This is a genomic window from Allobosea sp. CS1GBMeth4 (assembly GCF_900185715.1).
Classification (GTDB): Bacteria; Pseudomonadota; Alphaproteobacteria; order Rhizobiales; family Beijerinckiaceae; genus Allobosea.
Genome location: NZ_FYAS01000053.1, coordinates 15,717 through 39,049, shown reverse-complemented (window position 1 = coordinate 39,049; position 23,333 = coordinate 15,717). Strand labels below are relative to the sequence as shown.

Below are 23,333 nucleotides of genomic sequence, written 5' to 3'. Positions count from 1 at the left end.
TAACCGTCGTGCTCGGCCTTGTGCCGAGCATCCACGTCTTGAACACCGCGCTCGACGAATGAAGACGTGGATGGTCGGGACCAGCCCGACCATGACGGGAGAGGACCGCCCCTCAGTAGGGCGGTTCCTGATGGACGAGCTTGCCGTCGATCAGAAGGCGCTTGATCGCCGCCTGGCCCGAGCCCGATACGGCCGCGACGATCTCCAGCCGCTTGCGCTCGGTGGTCTCGATGGCGCGGCCGGTGCCCTGCGGCACGAAATAGCTTTCGAGCCCGTAGCTCACCCGGATCGCGCGGCGGCCGGCCGCGCAATCGGGGGCGCCGTTCGCATCGAGCGCGCAGGCGCCGGTCGAGGCGACCTTGCCCGCGAGCACGGTCCCGCCCTCCGCGGCGGGCGGGCGGGCGAGATAGACCCCCTTCGCCTCGGCCAGCCCGTCGGCACCGGGTGCGACCCGGACGAACACCGCCTGGTTGCGCTCGAACGCCTTGTCGCCGTCGAGCGCCGCCGGCTCCAGCGTGCTGATCCTGTAATTGAGAATGACATAATCGCCGCGGAACAGGTCGCGCGGGTCGACCGGCGCGGTCGCCAGCCTGATCTCGCTGCCTGAGCGCAGGATGCCGGCGCGCGACTCGACCAGGACGAGGACCAGCCCGCAGAGCAAGGCGATGGCGACAAGCCCGCGCCAGAGCGGCGGGATGCGGCCGGTGAAGCTGTCGGCGGATGGCAGGCGGATCACGGCGCTGCCTCCGCCGGCTTGCCGAACCTGGCGAGGAGCCGGCGCATCCCGCCGGCGAGGCCGATCAGGGCGGCGCCGCCGACCAGGAAGAACAGCGACTGGTCGAGCAGCGTGCCGATGGTCTGCCAGAGCAGGATCACCACGGCGACGGCGAAGAGGGCCGAGCCCGCGATGCCGAGCCGGCGCACGCCGCCGCCGGCCCCGGCGACGACGATGCCGATGGCGATCGCCAGGATCAGCGCCGCGACGACGATCTTGCCGGCTAGGCTGACCCCGCCGCCGCTCCAGAACAGCACCGGCACCAGCAGTGCCATGAGGAGCGCGAGCGCCAGCGGCCAGGCGAAGCGGCGCTCGCGCGCCAGCAGGCCGAGCCCGAGCAGCGCCGGCAACGCCAGCGCATAGACGAAATAGTTCAGCCACAACGCCGTGCCGGGACGCGCCTCGGCGGGCTCGAGGATGCGGACGAGCTCGACGCCGAGCGAAAGGATCAGCCCGAGCAGTCCCCAGGGCAGGAAGGCGGTGAGGAGGCCCGGCCCGCCGCGATCGAGCGCGAGCGCGCCGAGCGCGACGAACAGCGCCGAGACGGCGAGCCCATAGGCCAGCAGCCCGTAATCGAAGCGGATAAAGGCGGGCTGGCCCGGCAGCGTCGCGAACCAGCCGAGCAGGGCCAGCACCGCGACATGATGGACGAGGCGGTTGTGCCGGGTGGCAGCGAGCCAGAGCGCCGGCAGGAAGGGCAGCCAGAACAGGAGATGGGCCCGCGGCTCGCCCTCGTCCCAGCGCCCCACGGCCCAGGCGCCGATCGCGACGAGGGCGATGACGAGCGCGCCGTTCGAGCGCAGCAGGAAGGCGACGAGCAGCGCTCCGAGCGCGACCAGGAGCGCGCCGCCCGGCCAATCGGCCGGCAGATGGTACATCTGGCCGACGAGCGCGACGCCGGCGGCGAAGATCAGGGTGCCACAGGTGGCGGCGGCATCGGCGCCGGCCGTCGAGCCCCGGCTTTCCAGCCTGATTGCGACGCCGAGCGCACCGGCCAGCCCGACCAGCACCATGACCAGCTTCACGAGCCGCGGAATTTCGTCCCAGTTCGCCGCGACGAAGGCGGAGACGCTGGAGGCGATCAGGAGGCCGCCGAACAGGCCGAGCAGGGCGGGCAGCTTGAAGCCGCTCTCCTGCGCCAGCGAACGGCGGATGGTCGCCGCGTTCTCGGGGCTGACCAGCCCCTCGCCCACCCAGCGACCGAGATCGGCTTCGAGCCGTTTACGATAGGAACCCGTCAGCATCGCGGTCCATTTGGCATGGGCTGAGGAGTTTTGGCGAGGGCGGCCGGCTCAGGCCGCCCTCGCCTTCGTCTTGCGGGCGAGATCGGGCGGCGTCGCCTCCTCGGTCAGCGCGGCGACGACGGCATCGAGCGCGACGACGCTCTGCTGCTGGCTGCCGAGCCGGCGCAGCGTCACGGTCCGCTCCTCGGCCTCGCGCTTGCCGACGGCGAGGATCACCGGGACCTTGGCCAGCGAGTGCTCGCGCACCTTGTAGCTGATCTTCTCGTTGCGCAGGTCGGCGCGGGCGCGCAGGCCGGCGGAGAGCAGCGCCATGGTGACCTCCTCGGCATAGGCGTCGGCTTCGGAGGTGATCGGCGCCACGACGACCTGCTCCGGCGCCAGCCAGAGCGGGAAATGCCCGGCATGGTGCTCGATCAGGATGCCGACGAAGCGCTCCAGCGAGCCGCAGATGGCGCGATGGACCATGCTCGGCGTCTTCTTCTCGCCGTCCGAGCCGATATAGAAGGCGCCGAAGCGCTCGGGCAGGTTGAAGTCGACCTGCGTGGTGCCGCACTGCCAGTCGCGGCCGATGGCGTCGCGCAGGACATATTCGAACTTCGGCCCGTAGAAGGCGCCCTCGCCCGGGTTGATCGCCGTCCTGATCCGGTTGCCGGACTGCTTCGCGATCTGGTCGAGCACCCTGGTCATGACGTCCTCGGCATGGTCCCAGAGCGCGTCGGAACCGACGCGCTTGTCCGGCCGCGTCGAGAGCTTGATGACGAGATCGTCGGTGAAGCCGAAATCCTCGTAGACCGAGAGGATCAGGTCGTTGATCTTCAGGCACTCGGCGGCGAGCTGCTCCTCGGTGCAGAAGATGTGGGCGTCGTCCTGGGTGAAGCCGCGCACCCGCATCAGCCCGTGCAGCGCGCCGGAGGGCTCGTAGCGGTGCACATTGCCGAATTCGGCCAGGCGGATCGGCAGATCGCGATAGCTCTTCAGCCCGTGCTTGAAGATCTGGACATGGCCGGGGCAGTTCATCGGCTTGAGCGCGAAGACCTTGTGGTCGCGCTCCTGGTCGTTCGGATTCTCGAAGGCCGAGGCCGACTTCACCGCGAACATGTTGTCCTGGTACCAGCCCCAATGGCCCGAGGTCTCCCAGAGCGACTTGTCTAGCACCTGCGGGGCGTTGACCTCCTCATAGTCGGCGGCGAGCCGCCGGCGCATATAGGTCAGCACCTCCTGGAACAGCCGCCAGCCCTTCGAGTGCCAGAAGACGACGCCCGGCCCCTCCTCCTGGAAGTGGAACAGGTCCATCTCGCGGCCGAGCCGGCGGTGGTCGCGCTTCTCCGCCTCCTCGAGCTGCTTGAGATAGGCGTCGAGATCCTCCTGCCTGGCGAAGGCCGTTCCGTAGATGCGGGTCAGCATCGGCTTGCTGCTGTCGCCGCGCCAGTAGGCCCCGGCGACCTTGGTCAGCTTGAAGGCGCCGCCGACCTTGCCGACCGAGGTCATGTGCGGGCCGCGGCAGAGGTCGATCCAGTCGCCCTGCGCATACATCTTCAGCGTCTGGTCGTCAGGAATCGCATCGACCAGCTCGACCTTGAAGGCCTCGCCCTTGTCACGGAAGAAGGCCTTGGCCTTGTCGCGGCTCCAGACTTCCTTGGTGAAGGGTTTGTCGCGCGCGATGATCTCGCGCATCTTCTTCTCGATCGGCGCGAAATCCTCGGGAGTGAAGGGCTCGTTGCGGAAGAAGTCGTAATAGAAGCCGTTCTCGATGACCGGACCGATCGTCACCTGGGTGCCGGGATAGAGCTCCTGCACCGCTTCGGCGAGGACATGGGCGCAATCGTGCCGGATCAGCTCGAGCGCGCGCGGATCCTCGCGGTTGAGGAACTCGATCCTGGCGTCGGCGGTGATCGGGTCGGCGAGGTCGACGACCGTGCCGTCGAGCGCCATCGCGACAGTGCGCTTCAAGAGCGAGGGGGAAATGCCGCCGGCGATGTCCTTGCCGGTGATACCGGCCGGGAATTCGCGCTTCGCGCCATCGGGGAAAGTCAGGGAGATCGTCATCGACCGGCTCCTGCTCACTCGGGGATACGAGCCCCGTAAGAAGGCCGGCCGCCTTGAAGGTGGGCGCGGCCGGCAGCCGGATCGGACGCGCCGGCGAGGCCTATACGAGACGGACGGCGCAGGCAATCGCGGGAATGGCGCGATCGCCCAAGCTTTCGGTTTCGTCATCTTCCGGTCAGGCCGCGGCAACGCCCGCACCGCCAGGATCGCAGAATCGCCATCCGGAGCCCGTGATCATGACCCGAGCCCTCGCCCTGACCCTGGTCCTCGCCCTCGCCCCCGCGGCGGCCTTCGCGCAGTCGCCCGGACGCGGCGCGGTCCGCAGCGCCTGCGCCGCCGATTTCCGGAAGCATTGCCCGGGCATCAAGCCCGGCGGCGGGCGCCTCGCCGCCTGTCTGAAGGAGAAACACGCCGCGTTCTCGCAGGCCTGCCTGACGACGCTGGAGCAGATGCGCGCTCAGCGCTCGGACGGCTGAGCCTCGTCGGCCGGCGGCGCGTTGACGCCGCGCCAGCGGCCATAGGCCCAGGGCCGGTACCAGGCGCCTTCGGCCGGCAACTCCTCGCAGACCAGGTCGATGCCGGAGGTGCCGAGCGGCGTGCAGCGGCAGATGCGCGCGAAGCCGACCCAGCCGCCGGCCCAGAGCCCGTGACGCTGGATCGCCTCGTCGGTGTAGTCCGAGCAGCTCGGCCAGTGCCGGCATTGCCGCCCGATCAGCATGGAGAGACTGAGCTGGTAGCCGCGGATCAGCAGATGCGCGGCGCGACGCGGCGCGTGCAGGAGCGCCCCGCGCCAGGAAAGGCTTTTTTCAGCATGTCCAGGTAAGTAAGACATGGAGGGCCCATCCCGGCGCCCCGTCATTCGATTCCGCCCTCTTCCGGCACAGGTCGGTCCTTCCAGATCCCGGACATGCAGCGCTCTCGCTTCCTCGCCCCCGCCACCGTCCTCTGCGCACCGCTCGTCGCGCTGGCTCTCGCCACGCCTGCGGCCGCGCAGCAGCGACCCTACCTCATCTGGCTCGACGCCGCCAAAATCGACGTCGCCAAGGTCATGGGGCTGCCGCCGGCGCAGAATTCGCCCGAGCATCGGGCCGAGTTCGAGAAGGTGCTCGCCATCTCCTCGGCCCGCACGCCCGAGCGCGAGAAGCAGGCGATCGCCGACCAGTACCAGACGCTGAACGCCTTCCTCGCCGGCATGGACCACGCCTATGTCGAGGGCACGCATCGCGAAACGCGCCTGCTGATGCGCGAGGCGCAGGTCGAGCTCGCCATCCTGCTGAAGAGCGTCAACCGCCTGACCAACCGCATCCGGCCCTTCGCCATGTGGAACAAGGTCAGGGTCAAGCCCTGCCCCGGCGGGCGGCCGGACGGCACCTCCTTCCCGTCGGCCCATGCCGCCACGGCGGCGCTCTATGCCACCTTGCTCTCCGACGCCGTCCCCGAGCTCGCCGACAGGTTCGAGGAGCGGGTCAAGAGCTATGACGAGAGCCGCCTGGTCTGCGGCTTCCATTACCCGACCGATCTGGAGGCCGGCGACAAGATCGGCCGCGTCGTCGCCAAGGCGCTGCTGGCCGAGAAGGCGTTCAAGGTCCGCTACGACGAGACGCGTCCGGAGATCCGCCAGGCCTTCGGGCTGAAATGACGTCCTGAACCGTCTTTCCCGGGCACGCCGCAGGCGTGGGCCCGGAATGACGCCGAGGTTCGGCTACCCCGCGACCGCCTCGCGCCGCTTCGCCTCGATCTTGCCGATGGCGTCGACCACGGCGTCGAAGGTCAGCATGGTCGAAGCATGCCGGGCCTTGAAGTCGCGCACGGGCACGAGCACCGACAGGTCGGCCCATTTGCCGTCCGGCGGTTCGGCCCCGTCCTTGAGGATCGCCCGGGCCCGCTCGCGGATCTCGCGCAGTTCCGCCGCGGTCGAGCCGACGACATGGCGCGCCATGATCGAGGAGGAGGCCTGGCCGAGGGCGCAGGCCCTGACGTCATGGCCGAAGCCGGTGACGACATCATCGTCCATGGTGAGGTCGACCGTCACCGTCGAGCCGCACAGGCGCGAATGGGCCGTGGCCGTCGCGTCGGGCGCCGGCAGGCGCTCGAGCAGCGGAATGTTTCCTGCCAATTCCAGGATTCGCTTGTTATAGACGTCGTTCAGCATGGGTTGTCCCGGCCGGGGACTGGAGTTGCCGGCTTTCGCAACCAATATAGAGTGCCGGCGCGTGCTCCGGGAGAGCCGTGCAATTCACTGGACGAGAGGGCGAACTTGTCTGACCTGCCGGCTTGCCGCCGGCGAACCGAAACGGGAGGCTCCACATGGACCATGTGGTTAAGTCCTTGTCCGTAGAGCGGGCACGCGGCCCCTCCGCAGACAAGTTCATCATCACCCGACCGACACAGGAGCAGGCCGAGGAGGCCGTGCGCACGCTGATCCGCTGGGCCGGCGACGATCCGTCGCGGGAAGGGCTGACCGATACGCCGCAGCGCGTCGCCAAGGCCTATCGCGAATTCTACAGGGGCTATCACGAGGACGCGGACGACATGCTCGAGCGCGTCTTCGAGGAGGTCGACGGCTACAAGGACATGGTCCTCGTGCGCGACATCCCGTTCTATTCGCATTGCGAGCACCACATGGTGCCCTTCGTCGGCAAGGTCCATATCGGCTACTATCCGAGCCGCGGCGTGGTCGGCCTGTCGAAGCTCGCCCGCGTCGTCGAGGTCTATGCGCGCCGGCTGCAGACGCAGGAGACGATGACGGCGCAGATCGCGCAGGCGATCGAGCGCGCGCTCAAGCCCGGCGGCGTCGCCGTGCTGGTCGAGGCCGAGCATATGTGCATGTCGATGCGCGGCGTGCAGAAGCAGGGCTCGTCGACCATGACGACGCAATACACCGGCCGCTTCCGCGACCCGGCCGAGCAGGTGCGCTTCTTCACCATGGTGAAGTCGCCGGCGCTGTAGCACCGACCGCCATTGCGAGGCGCGCAAGCGACGGAGCAATCCCGAACGGCTCGCCCGCGGCCCCGGATTGCTTCGCTTCGCTCGCGATGACGGCTGGCGTCGCCGGCTCTATATAGCGAGCAGCAAATCCTCTGGACCCTCACATGACCATCTTTCCCACCCTCTCCAGCAAGGCCGAGATCGAGGAGGGCACGGTGCTCGCCCCCCGCTTCGACCGCGACGGCCTCGTCACCTGCGTCGCCACCGAAGCGACGAGCGGCGAAGTGCTGATGGTGGCGCACATGAACGCGGAGTCGCTGCGGCTGAGCATCGAGACCGGCGAGGCCTGGTACTGGTCGCGCTCCCGGAAGGCGCTCTGGCGCAAGGGCGAAACCTCGGGCCAGATCCAGACCATCGTCGAGATGCGCCTCGACTGCGATCAGGACGCGATCTGGATCAAGGTCCGGGTCGGCGGCGACGGCGGCTGCTGCCATACGGGCCGCAGGAGCTGCTTCTATCGGGTTAAGCCGGTCGGCGCGGCAGCCGACGGGCCGCTGACCTTCTGAACCGGGAGCGCCTGCTTCGTTGGCAATCCTTTCACCACGCTTTCATGTTTCCTTCAAAAGCGACTGATAGCCGCCCAAGGCCCCGGCGCCGTTCATCTTTCGCTCATCGGCCCGCGCGACCCTGAGCCTCCCGCGGAGGGATCGCGCCGATGATGCTGGAGAACATCGCCAGACGGGCTTTCGGATTGGGCGGCGGCGGAGCTGCGATGAACGATCTCGTTTCCGAACCCGCCACCCGCTTCGGCAGGCCGCGGATCGGCCTGGCGCTCGGCGGCGGCGCGGCACGCGGCTGGGCGCATATCGGCGTCCTCGACGTGCTGAGCGAGGCCGGCTATGCGCCGGAGGTGATCGCCGGCACCTCGATCGGCGCCGTGGTGGGCGGCTGCTATGCCGCCGGCAAGCTCGAACAGCTGCGCGAATTCGCGCTCGGCCTGACCAAGCGCCGCGTCGTCGGGCTGATGGACTTCCATCTCGGCGGTGCCGGGCTGATCGCCGGCAGCCGGCTGAAGCGCCTGCTCGAGCGCGACCTCACCGGCCTCCAGATCGGCGAGCTCGGGCAGATCTTCGCCGCCGTCGCGACCGAGCTCGGCACCGGCCACGAGATCTGGCTGACCCGCGGCTCGCTGGTCGACGCGCTGCGCGCCTCCTATGCGCTGCCCGGCGTCTTCGACCCGGTGAAGCTCGGCGGCCGCTGGCTGATGGACGGGGCGCTGGTCAACCCGGTGCCCGTCACCGTGGCGCGCGCGCTCGGCGCCGACGTGGTGCTCTGCGTCAACCTCAACAGCGACATGAGCGGCCGCGGCACGGTGATCCAATCCTATGGCGCCGACGCCGATCCCGAGCCGGCGCCGGAACAGCGCGCGGCCGGCGGCTGGTTCGGCGGCATGCGCGAGCGCATGCGCGGCATCGTCGGCAAGGCCAACAACGACCAGCCCGGACTCGCCGGCGTGATGGTCGACGCCTTCAACATCACGCAGGACCGCATCTCGCGCTCGCGCCTCGCCGGAGACCCGCCGGACGTGATGATCGGCCCCAAGCTGGCGCGCGTCGGCCTGTTCGACTTCCATCGCGCCGACGAGGCGATCGCGCTCGGGCGGCAGGCCGCCGAGCGTGCGCTCGACGAGATCGGGGCGATGATCGCCGCCAACCACCTGCCGCTGAACTGACAGATTCAGGCGCAACGGCCCGCTCTCACCTTGCGGGAGAGGGTTGGGTGAGGAGGCGCGCGACGTCGCCGGCTCTCGCCTACCAGGACGTCGATCGGCAAGCGCAGCGCGACCCCTCATCCGTCTCGGCTTCGCGGAGCAACCTTCTCCCCTCAGGCCATGGCGATGTAATCGCGCATCGCGCGGCTCTCCGCCTCGATCTCGGCGACGCGATGCTTGACCACGTCCCCGATCGAGACGATGCCGGCGATGCGGCCGCCGTCCAGCACCGGCACGTGCCGGAACCGGCCCGAAGTCATGATCTCCATGAGGTCGTCGACGCTGGTGTCGGGCCGGCAGGTCACGACCTTGGCGGTCATCGCCCGCGACACCGGCGTCTCCAGCGCGGCGGCGCCGCCCGCGCCCAGCGCCCTGATGATGTCGCGCTCGGACAGGATGCCGAGCAGGTCGCCATCGGCCCCGGTCACCACCACCGCGCCGATCCGCTTCTCGGCCAGGGTGCGCGCTGCCTCGCCGAGCGTCCGGTGCGGCTGCACCGAAACCACATCTCCCCCCTTGCTGCCGAGAATATGAGCGACGTTCATCGACTTCTCCTCCGACGATAGCGGCGCCGTTGGCCGGCGCGCATTGATGGGTTGCGACGAGAGCAACGCCGGAACGCGGATCGTCTTCGTCCGCGGTGCGACGCTACGCTGGACTGTCCCGACTGTGAGCGAAGTCTGAGGCGACGGCAAGGCGGTCGCGGCGCCGTTCAGCGCCGGACCGGCCCCCGGTCGAGCAGCGGGAACAGCAGCAGGCCGGCGACGAAGCCCCCGATATGCGCCTCCCAGGCGATGCTGGTCTCCTCGCCGAGGATCGGGATCAGCCCCGCGCCGAACAGGATGTTGGTGACGAACCAGATCACGACGAACAGCATCGCCCGCGAATTGCGCCAGATCCCGCCGAGCGGCTCGGCCGGAATCCGCCGGACGGCCGCATCATGGCCGAGCGCGGTGAAATGGACGCCGGGCGAGAAGACGAAGCGGATCGCCGCCGCCGTCGCGCCGGAGACGCCGGCCGAGGCGCCGACCAACGGCAGGACGTCGAGCTCGCGCGACCACCAGTGCAGCACGGCGCCGGCGATGGTGGAGAGCGCCATCAGCAGCAGGAAGCGCGCGCCCCCGAGCCGGCGCGCCACCGGGCTGCCGAAGGCCGCCAGCCAGACGACGTTCGAGATCAGATGAAGCCAGGAACCGTGCAGCAGCCCGTAGCTGAGCAGCGTCCAGGGCTGGCCGCCGCCATCCGCCAGGAGGAGGCGCACGAGCTGCAGTTTCTGGACGAAGCCGGGCGCGCCGGTCGCGCCCAGGGCCTGCGAGACCTCCTGCAGGCGCTCCGGCGCGAACCACAAGGTCAGCCGCGCCGGGACGAAGGCGAGCCAGGAGACGAGCAGGAAATCGTCACGCTCGCTGAGCAGTTCGCGCGCGCCCTGGACCAGCACCAGCGCCGCGATCAGCCAGACCACGGCGGCGGGCAGGTTGAAGATCGGCTCGCGGACAGCTGGGCCGCGGAGATCGTCTGAATGGTCCGACATCGGGCCTCACTGGCGCATCAGCCCAAGGCGGGCAACAGAAAAGGCGGGCAACAGAAAAGGGGAGAGCGGGCGCCCTCCCCTTTCCTCCCCCCGGCGGGTCACGCCCCCGCGTCCCCCTGCCGTCCCCCGAGCTCGCACGAGCTCGAAACCGATGACGGTTTTATCCTGCATTTTAGGGATCTTCCACAAGTTTAACCGTTGCTTAACCTTAACAGTCCCCGCAGGCTCCGCCCGCCCGGGTCGCGTGCCAAGACGGCATGCGTGCTGCGTCGTGCCGATTCGCAAGGGCACGGCAGTCCCCGCCTCGAACGAATGCGCTCCGATTTGAAACGCCTTCGCACGAACAGGGACAGCGCAGACCGGATTGGACAGGATATGAAGAACCCGAGCACCCGCCTGGTTTTCGACTACTGGGACACGCTGCGCGGCGAGCGGAGCGCTCCGGAGCGGGGCGAGATCGAGCCGGGCGCGCTGCGCCACGCATTGGCCGACACCTTCGTGCTCGAGAACGAGCCGATCGGGCCGGTCTTCCGCCTGGCCGGAACGCGGCTCTGCGCGCTGTTCGGGCGGGAATTGCGCGGGCGCGCCTTCGCCGCGCTGTGGCCCGACGTCGAGACGCAAGGCGACATGCGCCGCCTGGTCCAGACGGTGATGGACGAGAGCGCGGGTGCCGTCGCCGGCCTGTCGGCGCAGACGCAGAACGGCGCGAGCGTCCATCTCGAGCTGCTGCTGCTTCCGCTGCGCTATCGCGGCCGCACCCATGCGCGCATTCTCGGCGCGCTGTCGCCCGGGCTGTCGCCGGACTGGCTCGGCCTCGACACGCTCGCCTCGATGCGCACCATCTCGCTTCGGATGATCTGGCCCGACGCCCGCGCGGCGCGCGGCAGCGAGGCCGCGGCCCAGGAGCGCAGGCCGAAGCTGATGCTCCTGCCCGGCGGCAGGGCCTGAGAATACTAACCAGCTCTTAACCGGCAGGCCGGTAGCATGACCCTGTTAGGAACAAGGTCTGTGATGCTGACGGCGCCCCAAAATCAGAGGACGGGCTCGGTCCCGGTCGAGCGCCGGCGCCATCAGCGCATGAAGGTCGTCCTGCTCGGACGCTACATGCTGCCCAACCGCATGGAATATCCCTGCCAGACCACCGACATCTCGCCGGGCGGGCTGCATATGGTGGCGCCCGCCAAGCCGGCGGTCGGCGACCGCATCATCGTCTACCTCGAACATCTCGGCCGCATCGAGGGGACGGCGGTGCGCACCACGCCGACGGGCTTCGCGATGACGATCACCGCGACCAGCCGCAAGCGCGAGAAGTTCACCGCGCAGCTGACCTGGCTCGCCAATCGCGACGAGCTCGGGCTGCCGGAGGACCGGCGCCATGAGCGCATCGTGCCGCGCAATCCGCGCAGCATCCTGACCCTCGAGGACGGCAGCGAGCACGCGGTGCGGTTGATCGACTTCTCGCTGTCGGGCGCGGCCTTCGCCACCGACCACCAGTTCGAGATGGGCACGGCGATCCGGCTCGGCAGCACGCCGGCCATGATCGTGCGGCGCTTCGACGGCGGTTACGCCGCCCAGTTCCGCATGCCGCTCTCCGCCGACGAGCTCGACGAGAACCTCGAGCTCTGAAGCGCGCGCCTCGTCGCGCCCTATCCAGACCTCCGACCTCCCGCCGCCCGGCCGACGCCGGCGCAGGCCGGTTTCGCCCGCCGCCAGCCGGCAGGCTCGCAGCCTCGCTGCGCCCGCTTCATAGCCCGAAGACCCGCGGCGGTCCGGATCGCGGGCGCCGCGCGGCGGCCTTGGAGTTACCCCGCCGCGGCCGGCGCCTCCCCCGCAATTCACAGAACCTAGCCCGAGGAGCTTGACGAGCAGGCCGGCTCCATGGTTAAGAAAACGCTCGGTTAAGAATTCCTTACGCCCACGCAGAAAAATCTTACCGACGAATTTATACTTGGTTCGTCGTAAGTATTTTTGCGCGCTGCGAAGTCGAATTCAGTAAAATTGCGCGGATTGACTTCAAGCGACTTCCACGCCCCCCAGAGCATGGTCATTCCCGGGACAAGACAGGGGGACATCATGTTTTCGCGTTTCCGGGGTTATCGCCACGTCATCGCCGCCGCCGTCATCACCTTCGCAGGTGCGGCCGGCGCCCAGGCGCAGCAGAGCGCCAATCTGCCGGTCGCCAGCGCGCCGATCACCGCCGGCGGCGACGCCCGCGCTCCTTACGCCTGGACCGATTTCTGCAAGCGCATGCCGGCTCAGTGCAGCGTCGACACCCGCGAGCCGGAGACCGTCGAATTGACGCCGCGGCTGTGGAGCCTGCTGGTCGGAACCAATCAGCGGGTCAATCGCGACATCGTCGCGATCACCGACCAGGACCATTGGGGCGTGGTCGACCGCTGGGACATCCCCACCGACGGCAAGGGCGATTGCGAGGACTTCGTCCTGCTGAAGCGCCAGCGTCTCGCCGCGGCCGGCGTGCCGCGCCGGGCCATGCGCGTCACCGTGGTGATCGACGAGGAGAATGCCGGCCACGCCGTGCTGATGATCCGCACCGATCGCGGCGACTTCATCCTCGACAACAAGCGCAACGCCGTGCTGCCCTGGAGCCAGACCGGCTACACCTACGTCAAGCGCGAATCCCAGGCGCAGACCGGGTGGGCCTCGCTCGGCGGCCTGTCGACCTCGACCGTGGCGTCGCTGCGCTGAACGGCTCGGCGCCGGGCGGGACGGAACCCGGCGCGTCCAAAACCGCGGAATCGAAGGGATTTCGCGGAGCCCGTCCGACCCGCTCGCATCGCTAGCCGATCGGCCGGACGGCCTCCATCCTCGAAGTCGGGCGGATCCGGCGGGCTCGTCCCGATCGGATCCGCCCCAGGGACGACGAAGTCCGGTCACGTCCCCACCCACCCGTCCCCGACCGGGCATCGTCCAGGGCCGGCTCCTCCCCCGGGGAGCCGGCCCGCTTCGTTCGGGGCCAGGGACGGGACAACGCGGTCAGTCGATCCGCAGCATGCCCCTGGCGAACTGCTTCCAGCGCTCGGAATAGCCGGCGGCGGAGGCGCGCAGACCCGCGGCCGCCGCCTCGTCGAGGCTGCGGATGGCCCGGGCAGGCGAACCGACTATCAGCGAATTGTCGGGGAACTCCTTGCCCTCGGTCACCAGCGCATTGGCGCCGACCAGGCAGTTGCGGCCGATCCTGACATGGTTGAGCACGGTCGCGCCCATGCCGATCAGGCTGTTCTCGCCGATGATGCAGCCATGCAGGATGGCGCGATGGCCGATGGTGCAGCCGGCGCCGACCTTCAGCGGCGCGCCCATGTCGGTGTGGAGCACGCAGCCTTCCTGGATGTTGGTGGCCTCGCCGATCTCGATCCACTCATTGTCGCCGCGCAGCACGGCCCCGAACCAGATGCCGACATCGCGCGCGAGCCGGACCCGGCCGATGACATGGGCGTCCGGCGCGAGCCACCAATGGCCCTGCGGCGGCGTTTCCGGCGCGGTTCCGTCGAGCGAGTAGAGCGGCATGGCGTATCCTCCGGGCTGTCCAGCCTGAGGATTGCAGGGCTGCCGCCCCGGCCGTCAAGCCGCGCCGAGCGCCATGAGCAGGTCGAGCACCAGGCGGCCGCTGACCAAGCTCCAGAGCGAGGCGACCATGCTCGCCGCCATGACGAAGAAGAAGGGCCGCCCCTCGATGCGCCGGCCGCGCACGGTGTTGCGGATGATCAGGAACGGCGCGCTGAACACGACCACCGGCACGCTCGCCACCGCGCCGACGCCGCCGCCCTGCAGGAGCTCGAAGCCGGCGCGCCTCTGCGTGAACAGTTCGAAGGCGCTCGCCAGCAGGCCGGCGAAAGCGAAGCCGAGAACCAGCGATTTCAGGGCCTCGACGGCCGATGGATCGAGCGACACGGAAGACGGTTCCCAGCGGATGCCGCCGAAGCATGGCGCAAGGGCGCCGGCTGCGGAAGCAAAGCCTTAACCAATGGTTAACCACGCCGGCCCGGACATGGTTTACGACACGTTAAGGCGGCTCTGGTTCAGTGTCCCGGCAGGGCCGCGATCGGCCCGGGGACGAATCCGATGAGCCTCTACGCCGACCGGGACCAGCCGCACGCCCACGCTACCGACGTGGCGGCGCTGATCCGCAACCATCTCAAGCGCCGGCCGGCGCCGCTGCCGCCGCGCGGCGACCGGGCGCTGCTGCAGCTCGCCGCCGGCATCCTCGCGCTCGGAGCGGCCGGCACCGGCCTCGCCCTGTTCGCAACCCGCCCGCAGCCCGATGCCGGGAGCGAGCTGCGGCCGGCGCGGGTCGGCGAGGTGGTGCTGGCGATTCCCGCCAATCTGGCCGGCGCCGACAGCGAGGAAGGCCGTCTCGTCGGCATGGCGCGCCTGCGCCTCGACTGGCCGAGCCTCGGGCCGGTGACGCCGGAGAGCAGGCAGCGGCTTCTGGTGACGCTGAGCCCGCCGGACAAGGTCAACGAGCCGGCGACGCAGCTCTCCGTCTACGCCCGCTTCCTGACGCCGACGGTCTGGTCCAACCCGGGCGGGCTGGTGGTGCGCGGCTTCCGCAAGGGGTCACCCTATGACGGCGACGAGCTCTATGTCTCGGTGCCGGACGGGCGCGGCTTCGCGGCGCGCTGCCCGGTCGAGACCGCGCAGAGCGGCCTCGACGAGCCCTGCCGCGTGACCTTCCGCCATCGCGGCGTCGATGTGAACATCCGCTTCCCGCGCGCCATCGTCGCCGATTGGCAGGTGATGCTCGGCGGCGTGCGCCGCACCATCGACCGGCTGATGCGCTGAGCAGAACGCCCGCCTCGTGCCGAAGGCCTCATCGCGAGGAGATCGACTGCGAGCGACGCCTCTGCGCCGGCCTCAATCGTCGAGGTCGACGTCGAGAATCGCCATGGTGAAGTTGAAGGAGCGGTCGCCGTCCTCGTCGTCGACATGGATGATGCCGATGAACTCGTCGGCGAGATAGACCTCGGCCGAGTCGGTCTTCTTCAGCCGCGCGCGCACGCTGATGTTGTGGTTCGAGAAGGTGCGGCGCAGATACGCCTCGAGCTTGGCGAGTTCGGTCTTGTCCACGATGACGGTCCTTATGTGTTGCGCGGACGGATGCCACGCGTCGGCGCCGAGGGCAAGGACGAAGGCGCTACGGCCAACAACGCATGGCTCCCGCGCTCTGCGGCGCTGACGCCGCGCCGGCACCCGTGCCAAGCTGCCGCTCCCGCTCCGCTCGACGATGGATTCCCCGATGAAGCCCTGGCTGCCCGCCGCGCTCGATTACGTCGCAAGCTGGCTCGAATTCCAGCGCCGTTTCCATGACCAGCCCGGCTGCGCGGTGGCGATCGCCGATGGCGGCGAGATCGTGCTCGAGGCCGCCTTCGGGAGCGCCGACCTTGCGACCGGCGAAGCGCTGACGCCGCGCCACGGCTTCCGCATCGCCTCGCATTCGAAGAGCTTCACCGCCGCCGGCATCCTGCGTCTCACCGAAGCCGGCCGCCTGCGGCTCGACGACGAAGCCGGCGCCCATGTCCGGGGCCTGCATCCCGAGGTCGCCGCGGCGACGCTGACCCAGCTGCTCTCGAACAGCGCCGGCCTTTGCCGCGACGGCGCCGATTCCGGCCAGTTCTTCGACCGCAGGCCCTATCTGCGCAGGGACGAGTTGCTGGCCGACCTCGCCAGGCCTCCGGTCTTCCCGGCCTCGCAGCGCTTCAAATACTCCAATCACGGTTTCGCCCTGCTCGGACTGGTGATCGAGGCGGTGACGGGCGAGGCCTATGCCGACTGGATCGCCCGCGAGATCGTCGCGCCGGCGGGGCTGCGGGAGACACGGCCCGACATCACGCTCTGGAGCGGGCCGATGGCGAAGGGCCATAGCGGGACGATGCCGCTCGGCCGGCGCGTGGTGATCCCGGCCGACAATCCGGGCAACGCCATGGTCTCGGCCGCCGGCTTCGTCGCGACGGCGGCCGACATCGCCCGTTTCATCGCCCAGCTGTCCCCCAGGGCCGAGCGCAGCGTCATCTCGCCGTTGAGCCGCCGCGAGATGACGCGCCGGCTCTGGCCTGATGCCGAGAGCAGCCTGGGGCGCCATTACGGGCTCGGCACGATCTCGGGCGGCGGTGACGGCTGGGACTGGGTCGGCCATTCCGGCGGTTTCCAGGGCTTCATCACCCGCACGGTGACCATGCCGGAGCAGGACCTGACCGTCTCTGTGCTGACCAACGCGATCGACGGGCTGGCGCATCCCTGGCTCGACGGCGTGATCCAGATCCTGCGGACCTTCTCCGAGCACGGCGGGCCGACGCCCGCGACCAAGCGCTGGCGCAAGCGCCTCTGGACCATCTGGGGCGCCGGCGACCTCGTCCCGGCGGGCGGCAAGGTGCTGATCGCCAATCCGGCGCTGTTCAACCCGTTCCTCGACGCCGGCGAGATCGAGCCGGCGGCCGAAGACCGGGGGCGCATCGTCAAGGCCTCGGGCTTCGCCAGCCCGGGCGAGCCGGCCCGCCTCGTCCGCAACGCATCGGGCGAGATCGAGGCGGCCTGGCTCGGCGGCGCACAGGCGATCGCGGAAGAGGCGCTGAAGGCTGAGATGCTGGAGAGGTATGACCGGCGTCATGCTCGGGCTTGACCCGAGCATCTCCGCCTGGAGGAGGCTCCAATCAGCGCCTTCTCGTCGCGAGATTCTCGGGTCTGCGCTTCGCTCCGCCCGAGAATGACGCCTGCCCATCTCACCTCACATAATGCAACCTGTCGAAGCGCCGGCGGAAGGCGGTGACGTCGCGGGCGATCGCCTCGTCCGGGCGCGCGCCCGCGAGCCCGTCGGCGATGTAGCCGGCGAGTTCCGGCATGTGCTCGGGCCGCATGCCGAAGCGGACGATCTCGGGCGTGCCGAGCCGGAGGCCGTTGACGTCGCCTTCCACCTCCGCAATCGGCAGGCCGATGCCGCAGCTCAGAATGTTGACGGCGCGCAGCCGCTTCGCCGCGGCCTGCCCGCCGCCATAGCCGCCCGCCTCGATCGCGAACTGGTGCGAGGCCGTCATGCCGCGATCGCGCGCGAAGACGGGGACCTGCCGCTCCGCCAGGGCTTCGGCCAGCGCCTTCGCCGTCGCCGCCATCATCGCGGCGTAGTCGCGCCCGAATTCCTGCCAGTCCATCAGGGTGATCGCCAGCGCCGCCGACTTGGCCGCGTCGAAATTGGCGGTGAGGCCGGGATAGGCGATGGCGTCGAGCTTCTCGGCGAGACCGGCGTCATTGGTGACGATCAGTCCGGAGGGCGGGCCGCCCAGGCTCTTATAGGTGCTCATCGTCATGACGTGAGCGCCTTCCGCCAAAGGCTGCTGCCAGCCGTGCCCCGCGATCATGCCGGAGAGATGGGCTGCGTCGAAGAGCACGATCGCCCCGACCTCGTCGGCGATGGCGCGGATCTCCCGGATCGGGTGCGGGAACAGGTTGAGGCTGCCGCCGATACTGATGACCTTCGGCCGCAGCCGCAGCGCGTCCTCGCGCAGCCGGGCGACATCGACCGTATAGCCGCCGGCATCGACCGGGGCGGGATGGGTAACGACACCGTAGAGCCCGGCGGCGCCAGCGCCATGATGGGTGACATGGCCGCCGATCGCGGGCGGCGGCGCGATCACGACGTCGCCGGGCCTCGCCGCCGCCATGAAGACGTAGAGATTGGCGATCGCGCCCGAGGGGACGCGGATCTCGGCGTGGGTGGCGCCGAAGACCTCGGCCGCGAGCTCGGCCGCCATCACCTCGATCTGCTCGATCGCCTCGAGGCCCATCTCGTATTTGTCGCCGGGATAGCCGAGCGAGGGCCGCGTGCCGAGCCCCTGGCCCAGCACCGCCTCGGCACGCGGGTTCATGACATTGGTCGCCGGGTTGAGGTTGACGCAGTCGCGCTCGTGGATGGTGCGGTTCTCGGCGACGAGACCGGCGAGCCTCGCCTCGCGCGTCGCGCGGTCCTGCCCGGCGACCTCGCCGGCGATCCGCAGAACATGATCCTCGCTCGCCGTCGGCACCCAGCCGCGCCGCGCCAATTTCGCCGTCATCGTCATCCCCGCAGAGCTGTTTCGTCTGGCCATTGCAGCGATTTGCCGGCGCGTGCGCAAACCAGTTATCGTCGCCGGCAGGGCTAGAAAATCTAGGCCTGCAACCTCGTGCCGCCGATGTCCGTCAGACCGCCCCGCCCGCCCTTGCCGCCGCTCAACGCGCTGCGCGCCTTCGAGGCCGCGGCCCGGCTCGGCAGCTTCTCGAAGGCGGCCGAGGAGATCGGCGTGACGCAGGGCGCCATCGCCCAGCAGGTGCGCCATCTCGAGGCCTTCCTCGGCTTGGCGCTGTTCCGGCGCCTGCCCCAGGGCGTGGCGCTGACGGAGGCCGCCCGGGACGCCCGGCCACGCCTCAGCGCCGCCTTCGATGCGCTGGCGCTGGCCGTGCAGGAGCTCAGGGCGAGCCATGCCGGCCGGGCGCTCGCCATCGCGGCCTTGCCCTGCATCGCGCAGCTCTGGCTGTCGCCGCGCCTGCCGGCGCTGCAGCGGGCCTTTCCAGCCCTGCCGATCTCGATCAGCGCGATGGAGACCCCGCCGGCAGGCCGGCACGACAGCTTCGACCTGGCGCTGTTCTATCTCACCGAGCCGCCCGCTGACGCGCTGGTGCTGGCCGAGGACAGCCTGTTTCCCGTCTGCTCCCCGGCGCTCGCCCGCACCCTGCGGACCCCTGCCGATCTCACCGGGCAGACCCTGCTGCACGACGCGGTCTGGCGTGGCGACTGGGCGCGCTGGCTGCGCCATGCCGGCGCGAGCGGAATCGATGCCGGCCGCGGCCCGTCCTATTCGCTCTATGCGCTGGCGCTCGACGCCGCGCTCGGCGGCGCCGGCATCCTGATCGGCCGCCGGAGCCTGGTGGCGCCGCATCTCGCCGACGGTCGGCTCGTCGCCCCCTTCGCCGACGAACTCCCGAGCGGCGACCGGCTGACGCTGCTGTTCCCGCCGGCCGGCAGGCCGCATCCGCGGCGCGCCGAGGTGGCCGCCTGGCTGGAAGGCAATGCGTGAACGAAAAAGGGCGGCTCGCGAGAGCCGCCCTTCGGATCGATACCGGCCGAAGCCGATGAGGAGATCAGCGCTTCGAGAACTGGAAGCTGCGGCGGGCCTTGGCCTTGCCGAACTTCTTGCGCTCGACCACGCGCGAGTCGCGGGTCAGGAAGCCTTCCTTCTTGAGGGGGCCGCGCAGCTCCGGCTCGTAATGCGTCAGGGCCTTGGAGAGGCCGTGACGGACCGCGCCGGCCTGGCCGGAGAGGCCGCCGCCCTTGACCGAGACGACGACGTCGTACTGGGTCAGGCGATCGACCAGCTGCAGCGGCTGCTGCAGGATCATGCGCAGCACCGGGCGGGCGAAATAGACTTCCTGGTCGCGGCTGTTGACCGTGATCTTGCCGGAGCCCGGCTTGATCCAGACGCGGGCGATCGCGTTCTTGCGCTTGCCGGTGGCATAGGCGCGGCCGAGCGCGTCGACCTTCTTGACGTGGACCGGAGCCTCGGGCTGGGTGCCCTTGGCGACCTGGCCGAGCTGCTCGAGAGACTGGAGAACCTCGGCCATCGTCAGACCCTCGCGTTCTTGGAGTTGAGCTTGGCGACGTCCAGCACCTCCGGCGACTGGGCGGCGTGCGGGTGCTCCGAGCCCTTGTAGACGCGCAGATTACCGAGGATCTGGCGGAAGAGCGGGCCGCGCGGCAGCATGCGCTCGACGGCCTTCTCGACGACGCGCTCCGGGAAGCGACCGTCGAGCAGGAACTTGGCCGACCGCTCCTTGATGCCACCCGGGAAGCCGGTGTGGTGGTAGTAGACCTTCTGGTCGCGCTTGCGACCGGTCAGCACCACCTTCTCGGCGTTGATGACGATGATGTTGTCGCCGCAGTCGACATGCGGGGTGTAGGCGGCCTTGTGCTTGCCGCGCAGGCGCATCGCCACCAGGGAGGCGAGACGGCCGACGACGAGCCCGGAGGCATCGATCACAACCCACTTCTTCTCGACATCGGCGGGCTTGAGCGACATGGTCTTCATCGCGGCACCCCTTCAGCTTCGGAAAAAAGGACAAGCCGCCGGCAGGCCGGCGGCGATGTGGGCGCTGGATAGGCGGCCGCCCCGGCGATGTCAAGCAAAGATGTCGCGCCCTGGCCAAAAACGCATTGTTTTCAGAGGACTGGGCAAAACGGTATCTGGATACCGCCTCATCGCTCCGCCGGGATCGAATAGGTGCCAGTGGCATGGCAGACCATTTCGGTCTCACCCTGCGAATACAGGCGGACCTCGCCGACGGCGAGCCGCCTGCCGAGCTTGAGCAGCCTCGCTTCCGCGACCAGCGCGGCCTGCCCGGGCTTGCGCAGGAAATTGTAATTGAGGCTCGTCGTCACCGCGAGCGCGACCGGGCCGATCTGGGCGAGGATGGCGACATAGAGGGCGAGGTCGGCGAGCGCCATCATCGTCGGCCCGGAGATCGTGCCGCCCGGCCGCAAATGCCTCTCGTGATAGTCGCAGCGCATGCGCGCATAGAGCGGCCCGACCTCCTCGACGACATAGGTGCGGCCGCCATAGTGGAGCTGCGGGAAGACCTGATCGAGATAGGCCTCGATCTCGGCGGCGCTCATGCGGATCGTCATCGTGCGGAAAACCTAGAGGCTGTCAGACCCCTTGCAGCACGGCACCCGGCTTCCGACAATAGGACAAACAGCGAAAGGCCCGTTGCCATGAACGCCCATGCCGGAGCGCAGATTCTGCTGCGCGAGGATGCCGACGGCATCGCGACGCTGACCCTGAACCGGCCCGAGGCGCGCAACCCGCTGAGCGAGGCGATGCTGGCGGCCCTGTCGGAAACGCTCGTCGCGATCGCCAACGACCGCAGCATCCGCGCGGTGGTGCTGGCGGCGGCCGGCCCGGTGTTCTCCGCCGGCCACGACCTCAAGGAGATGAGCGCCCGGCGCGCCGATCCCGACCGCGGCCGGGCCTATTTCGCCGAGATCCTCGGGCGCTGCTCGGCGATGATGCAGCAGATCACCGCCCTGCCCCAGCCGGTGATCGCCGCGGTCGAGGGCACGGCGACCGCCGCCGGCTGCCAGCTCGTCGCGACCTGCGACCTCGCGGTCGCCGGCGACGGAGCGCGCTTCTGCACGCCCGGCGTCCATATCGGCCTGTTCTGCTCGACGCCGATGGTCGCGCTCTCGCGCAACCTCTCGGCCAAGCATGCGATGGAGATGCTGCTGCTCGGCGAGATGGTGCCGGCCGAGACGGCGGCGCGCATGGGCCTCGTCAACCGGGTGGTGCCGGCGGGCGAGGCGCTCGGAGAAGCGCGGCGGCTCGCCGGGATCATCGCCTCCAAATCGGCGGCGACGGTGAAGGTCGGCAAGCGCACCTTCTACGAACAGCGCGAGATGGGGCTGAAGGCGGCCTACGACCACGCTTCGGCGGTGATGGTCGAGAACATGCTGGCCCGCGACGCCGAGGAGGGCATCGGCGCCTTCATGGAGAAGCGCCAGCCGGACTGGCGGCACGGCTGAGGCCGGCTCGCCACGAAGACGAGCCGCCGTCGCGAATGGCTCCTCGATCACGCTGCATTTGGACGGAATCGTCCAAATGCAGCCAACGTGACCGATTCCACTAGCTTAGAGCATGCTCGGCGCAAGACCCGTTGCCACTTTTCGCAGCATGCTCCAGGCCCCTCCGGTGACGCGATCAGATGCCGAGGATCCGGACCGGTTCCGGCTCGGCCGGCGCGGGATCGGCCTCGGCCGTCGCGGCCCGCTCGCCCTGCGGCTCTGCCGGCAATTGCAGCACGGTCACCGTCTGCCCCTCAGACAGATTGGTCAGCAGCACGGTCTGTCCGCTGGGCAGTTCGATCGCGTCGTGATGAGCGTAGGGCTTGTCGAGGTCGACCTGCCGGAAGCGCGCCACCGTCGCCGCGAGCCGGCGATGCGGCAGGAAGCCGACCGCCCTGTCGCATTCGATCTCCGACGCGAACGCCAGCTCCGTGCCGGGCAGCACGCAGACCGCGACATTCGGCTCGCCAGCGGCGCAGAAGCCCCTGGTGCTCGTTCCCGCGAAACTGGTGGTCTTGAGGACGTCGCCGACTTTGGCAGGAGTCGACATCACATGGTGCAGACTGTAGTCGCACATGGCAGGCCCTCCTCACTGGTGAAGAGCGGGATTTGCCTCTCCCTCTCCGACAGAGGCAACAAGCTCGGCCGCGCGATGTTCCGGCGGCGGCAGGCCTTCGCGGCCCGGCCGGAGCGGTTCGGCAACGGTTTCAATTCGCAGGGATTTTCGTGCCTTGAACCATGATTCCTACGATGATGCGCTCATTCGCCGCATCCTGCGCGAGGTCAAGAGCATCGCCCTCGTCGGCGCCTCCGCCAACGAGGCGCGGCCGAGCTGGATCGTCAGCAAGTACCTGCTCGAGCGCGGCTACGACGTGATCCCGGTCAATCCCGGGCTCGCCGGGCAGACGCTGCTCGGCAAGACCGTCTACGGCTCGCTGAAGGACATCCCGCGGCCGGTCGACATGGTCGAGATCTTCCGCAATTCCGAGGCGGCCGGCCCGATCACCGACGAGGCCCTGGGTCTCGAGCCGCTGCCCAAGGTGATCTGGATGCAGCTCTCGGTGCGCAACGACGAAGCCGCGGCGAAGGCCGAGGCCAGGGGCGTCACCGTGGTCATGAACCGCTGCCCGAAGATCGAGTACGGCCGGCTCTCCGGCGAGATCGGCTGGCAGGGCATCAATTCGCGCATCCTGTCGGCAAAGAAGCCGGCGCTGGCCGGCAAGGGCTTCCAGAAGCTGACGATCGACCGCCCGGGGACGTGAGGGCGAGGCTCGGCGGAGCCGCTTGATCGCAGCCATGTCGGCCTCCTCTCTTCCGGTCGTTCCGGGCGACCGAAGGGAGACCCGGCCCCCCATGCCTGAACCGTTCCGGCATGGCTCCGGGGTTGGCGAGGCTTCGCCGCCTGTCCGGGATGACCACGGTATGGTGAGCCATCCTACGGA

General features: G+C 69.4%; 28 protein-coding genes. 13 read left to right on the top strand and 15 right to left on the bottom strand.

What is annotated here, in order from left to right:
* Positions 1 to 112: 112 nt before the first annotated feature.
* From CS1GBM4_RS23045 to thrS, 3 genes are read right to left on the bottom strand one after another with little or no spacing between them, the layout of a single operon-like run.
* Positions 113 to 736 carry a GDYXXLXY domain-containing protein gene (locus tag CS1GBM4_RS23045; protein WP_186421099.1) on the bottom strand — a complete coding sequence of 208 codons (624 nt, stop codon included), beginning with the start codon at positions 734 to 736 and terminating at the stop codon, positions 113 to 115.
* The gene (locus CS1GBM4_RS23040; protein WP_186421098.1) at positions 733 to 2,019 is read right to left on the bottom strand and encodes a DUF2157 domain-containing protein; all 1,287 of its coding nucleotides are present in this window, start codon (positions 2,017 to 2,019) and stop codon (positions 733 to 735) included. Before CS1GBM4_RS23040 ends, CS1GBM4_RS23045 begins: the two co-directional genes overlap by 4 nt.
* A 48-nt stretch (positions 2,020 to 2,067) precedes the next feature.
* Complete coding sequence (gene thrS, locus CS1GBM4_RS23035; protein ID WP_186421097.1) at positions 2,068 to 4,065, bottom strand: threonine--tRNA ligase; 1,998 nt, start codon at positions 4,063 to 4,065, stop codon at positions 2,068 to 2,070.
* A 236-nt stretch (positions 4,066 to 4,301) separates the two neighbouring features.
* On the opposite strand from thrS, the gene CS1GBM4_RS23030 reads away from it, so the two are divergent.
* The gene (locus CS1GBM4_RS23030; RefSeq protein WP_186421096.1) at positions 4,302 to 4,541 is read left to right on the top strand and encodes a cysteine rich repeat-containing protein; all 240 of its coding nucleotides are present in this window, start codon (positions 4,302 to 4,304) and stop codon (positions 4,539 to 4,541) included.
* Here the strand turns inward: CS1GBM4_RS23030 and yidD are convergent.
* Entirely contained in the window at positions 4,523 to 4,843 is a 321-nt protein-coding gene (gene yidD / locus CS1GBM4_RS23025; RefSeq protein ID WP_186421130.1) for a membrane protein insertion efficiency factor YidD, read from the bottom strand. The genes CS1GBM4_RS23030 and yidD overlap by 19 nt on opposite strands.
* Before the next feature lie 129 nt (positions 4,844 to 4,972).
* On the opposite strand from yidD, the gene CS1GBM4_RS23020 reads away from it, so the two are divergent.
* Entirely contained in the window at positions 4,973 to 5,704 is a 732-nt protein-coding gene (locus CS1GBM4_RS23020) for a phosphatase PAP2 family protein (RefSeq protein ID WP_186421095.1), read from the top strand.
* A gap of 63 nt (positions 5,705 to 5,767) precedes the next feature.
* On the opposite strand, the gene CS1GBM4_RS23015 is transcribed toward CS1GBM4_RS23020, so the two are convergent.
* Positions 5,768 to 6,217, bottom strand: coding sequence for an iron-sulfur cluster assembly scaffold protein (locus tag CS1GBM4_RS23015; protein ID WP_186421094.1), 450 nt, complete (start codon positions 6,215 to 6,217; stop codon positions 5,768 to 5,770).
* Positions 6,218 to 6,372: 155 nt separating this feature from the next.
* Here CS1GBM4_RS23015 and folE point away from each other — a divergent pair, with 155 nt between their 5' ends.
* The 3 genes from folE to CS1GBM4_RS23000 all read left to right on the top strand — a co-directional run bounded on the left by folE (position 6,373) and on the right by CS1GBM4_RS23000 (position 8,725).
* Positions 6,373 to 7,014: a GTP cyclohydrolase I FolE gene (gene folE, locus CS1GBM4_RS23010; protein ID WP_186421093.1), complete on the top strand. Its 642-nt coding sequence runs from the start codon at positions 6,373 to 6,375 to the stop codon at positions 7,012 to 7,014.
* Between the two features lie 143 nt (positions 7,015 to 7,157).
* Positions 7,158 to 7,559 carry a phosphoribosyl-AMP cyclohydrolase gene (gene hisI / locus CS1GBM4_RS23005; protein ID WP_186421092.1) on the top strand — a complete coding sequence of 134 codons (402 nt, stop codon included), beginning with the start codon at positions 7,158 to 7,160 and terminating at the stop codon, positions 7,557 to 7,559.
* Positions 7,560 to 7,765: 206 nt separating this feature from the next.
* The gene (locus CS1GBM4_RS23000; RefSeq protein WP_244607369.1) at positions 7,766 to 8,725 is read left to right on the top strand and encodes a patatin-like phospholipase family protein; all 960 of its coding nucleotides are present in this window, start codon (positions 7,766 to 7,768) and stop codon (positions 8,723 to 8,725) included.
* 152 nt (positions 8,726 to 8,877) lie between these two features.
* On the opposite strand, the gene CS1GBM4_RS22995 is transcribed toward CS1GBM4_RS23000, so the two are convergent.
* Together CS1GBM4_RS22995 and CS1GBM4_RS22990 are read right to left on the bottom strand one after the other, a co-directional pair.
* A complete protein-coding gene (locus CS1GBM4_RS22995) occupies positions 8,878 to 9,309 on the bottom strand; it encodes a CBS domain-containing protein (protein ID WP_186421090.1) in 432 nt (143 codons plus the stop codon).
* Between the two features lie 167 nt (positions 9,310 to 9,476).
* Positions 9,477 to 10,295 (bottom strand): rhomboid family intramembrane serine protease, encoded by an 819-nt coding sequence (locus tag CS1GBM4_RS22990; RefSeq protein ID WP_186421089.1) that lies wholly within the window; start codon positions 10,293 to 10,295, stop codon positions 9,477 to 9,479.
* 375 nt (positions 10,296 to 10,670) lie between these two features.
* Between CS1GBM4_RS22990 and CS1GBM4_RS22985 the strand changes: the two genes are divergently transcribed.
* From CS1GBM4_RS22985 to CS1GBM4_RS22975, 3 genes are all read left to right on the top strand, one after another.
* A complete protein-coding gene (locus tag CS1GBM4_RS22985) occupies positions 10,671 to 11,243 on the top strand; it encodes a PAS domain-containing protein (RefSeq protein WP_186421088.1) in 573 nt (190 codons plus the stop codon).
* Between the two features lie 63 nt (positions 11,244 to 11,306).
* Positions 11,307 to 11,921, top strand: coding sequence for a PilZ domain-containing protein (locus tag CS1GBM4_RS22980; RefSeq protein WP_186421087.1), 615 nt, complete (start codon positions 11,307 to 11,309; stop codon positions 11,919 to 11,921).
* A gap of 447 nt (positions 11,922 to 12,368) precedes the next feature.
* Positions 12,369 to 13,001 carry a transglutaminase-like cysteine peptidase gene (locus CS1GBM4_RS22975; RefSeq protein WP_186421086.1) on the top strand — a complete coding sequence of 211 codons (633 nt, stop codon included), beginning with the start codon at positions 12,369 to 12,371 and terminating at the stop codon, positions 12,999 to 13,001.
* Between the two features lie 288 nt (positions 13,002 to 13,289).
* On the opposite strand, the gene CS1GBM4_RS22970 is transcribed toward CS1GBM4_RS22975, so the two are convergent.
* Together CS1GBM4_RS22970 and CS1GBM4_RS22965 are read right to left on the bottom strand one after the other, a co-directional pair.
* Positions 13,290 to 13,820, bottom strand: coding sequence for a gamma carbonic anhydrase family protein (locus CS1GBM4_RS22970; protein ID WP_186421085.1), 531 nt, complete (start codon positions 13,818 to 13,820; stop codon positions 13,290 to 13,292).
* A gap of 54 nt (positions 13,821 to 13,874) precedes the next feature.
* Complete coding sequence (locus tag CS1GBM4_RS22965) at positions 13,875 to 14,204, bottom strand: hypothetical protein (RefSeq protein WP_186421084.1); 330 nt, start codon at positions 14,202 to 14,204, stop codon at positions 13,875 to 13,877.
* 171 nt (positions 14,205 to 14,375) lie between these two features.
* Between CS1GBM4_RS22965 and CS1GBM4_RS22960 the strand changes: the two genes are divergently transcribed.
* The gene (locus CS1GBM4_RS22960) at positions 14,376 to 15,095 is read left to right on the top strand and encodes a hypothetical protein (protein WP_186421083.1); all 720 of its coding nucleotides are present in this window, start codon (positions 14,376 to 14,378) and stop codon (positions 15,093 to 15,095) included.
* A 72-nt stretch (positions 15,096 to 15,167) separates the two neighbouring features.
* Here the strand turns inward: CS1GBM4_RS22960 and CS1GBM4_RS22955 are convergent, their stop codons facing one another.
* Positions 15,168 to 15,380 carry a DUF3126 family protein gene (locus tag CS1GBM4_RS22955; RefSeq protein WP_186421082.1) on the bottom strand — a complete coding sequence of 71 codons (213 nt, stop codon included), beginning with the start codon at positions 15,378 to 15,380 and terminating at the stop codon, positions 15,168 to 15,170.
* Between the two features lie 169 nt (positions 15,381 to 15,549).
* On the opposite strand from CS1GBM4_RS22955, the gene CS1GBM4_RS22950 reads away from it, so the two are divergent.
* Positions 15,550 to 16,929 (top strand): serine hydrolase domain-containing protein, encoded by a 1,380-nt coding sequence (locus CS1GBM4_RS22950; RefSeq protein ID WP_186421081.1) that lies wholly within the window; start codon positions 15,550 to 15,552, stop codon positions 16,927 to 16,929.
* A 100-nt stretch (positions 16,930 to 17,029) separates the two neighbouring features.
* On the opposite strand, the gene CS1GBM4_RS22945 is transcribed toward CS1GBM4_RS22950, so the two are convergent.
* Positions 17,030 to 18,355 (bottom strand): aminotransferase class I/II-fold pyridoxal phosphate-dependent enzyme, encoded by a 1,326-nt coding sequence (locus CS1GBM4_RS22945; RefSeq protein ID WP_186421080.1) that lies wholly within the window; start codon positions 18,353 to 18,355, stop codon positions 17,030 to 17,032.
* A 117-nt stretch (positions 18,356 to 18,472) separates the two neighbouring features.
* On the opposite strand from CS1GBM4_RS22945, the gene CS1GBM4_RS22940 reads away from it, so the two are divergent.
* A complete protein-coding gene (locus CS1GBM4_RS22940) occupies positions 18,473 to 19,354 on the top strand; it encodes a LysR substrate-binding domain-containing protein (protein ID WP_186421079.1) in 882 nt (293 codons plus the stop codon).
* Between the two features lie 64 nt (positions 19,355 to 19,418).
* Here CS1GBM4_RS22940 and rpsI read toward each other — a convergent pair whose 3' ends face one another.
* From rpsI to CS1GBM4_RS22925, 3 genes are all read right to left on the bottom strand, one after another.
* The gene (gene rpsI, locus CS1GBM4_RS22935; protein WP_186421078.1) at positions 19,419 to 19,898 is read right to left on the bottom strand and encodes a 30S ribosomal protein S9; all 480 of its coding nucleotides are present in this window, start codon (positions 19,896 to 19,898) and stop codon (positions 19,419 to 19,421) included.
* A 2-nt stretch (positions 19,899 to 19,900) separates the two neighbouring features.
* On the bottom strand, positions 19,901 to 20,362 hold the full coding sequence (gene rplM / locus CS1GBM4_RS22930; protein ID WP_186421077.1) for a 50S ribosomal protein L13: 462 nt from the start codon (positions 20,360 to 20,362) through the stop codon (positions 19,901 to 19,903).
* A 167-nt stretch (positions 20,363 to 20,529) separates the two neighbouring features.
* On the bottom strand, positions 20,530 to 20,958 hold the full coding sequence (locus tag CS1GBM4_RS22925) for a PaaI family thioesterase (RefSeq protein WP_244607368.1): 429 nt from the start codon (positions 20,956 to 20,958) through the stop codon (positions 20,530 to 20,532).
* Between the two features lie 87 nt (positions 20,959 to 21,045).
* Here CS1GBM4_RS22925 and CS1GBM4_RS22920 point away from each other — a divergent pair, with 87 nt between their 5' ends.
* Complete coding sequence (locus CS1GBM4_RS22920) at positions 21,046 to 21,852, top strand: enoyl-CoA hydratase (RefSeq protein WP_186421076.1); 807 nt, start codon at positions 21,046 to 21,048, stop codon at positions 21,850 to 21,852.
* Between the two features lie 175 nt (positions 21,853 to 22,027).
* Here the strand turns inward: CS1GBM4_RS22920 and CS1GBM4_RS22915 are convergent, their stop codons facing one another.
* The gene (locus tag CS1GBM4_RS22915) at positions 22,028 to 22,468 is read right to left on the bottom strand and encodes a hypothetical protein (protein WP_186421075.1); all 441 of its coding nucleotides are present in this window, start codon (positions 22,466 to 22,468) and stop codon (positions 22,028 to 22,030) included.
* Positions 22,469 to 22,622: 154 nt separating this feature from the next.
* Between CS1GBM4_RS22915 and CS1GBM4_RS22910 the strand changes: the two genes are divergently transcribed.
* Positions 22,623 to 23,153, top strand: a complete 531-nt coding sequence (locus CS1GBM4_RS22910) for a CoA-binding protein (protein WP_244607367.1) — start codon at positions 22,623 to 22,625, stop codon at positions 23,151 to 23,153.
* The last annotated feature ends 180 nt before the right edge of the window (positions 23,154 to 23,333 follow it).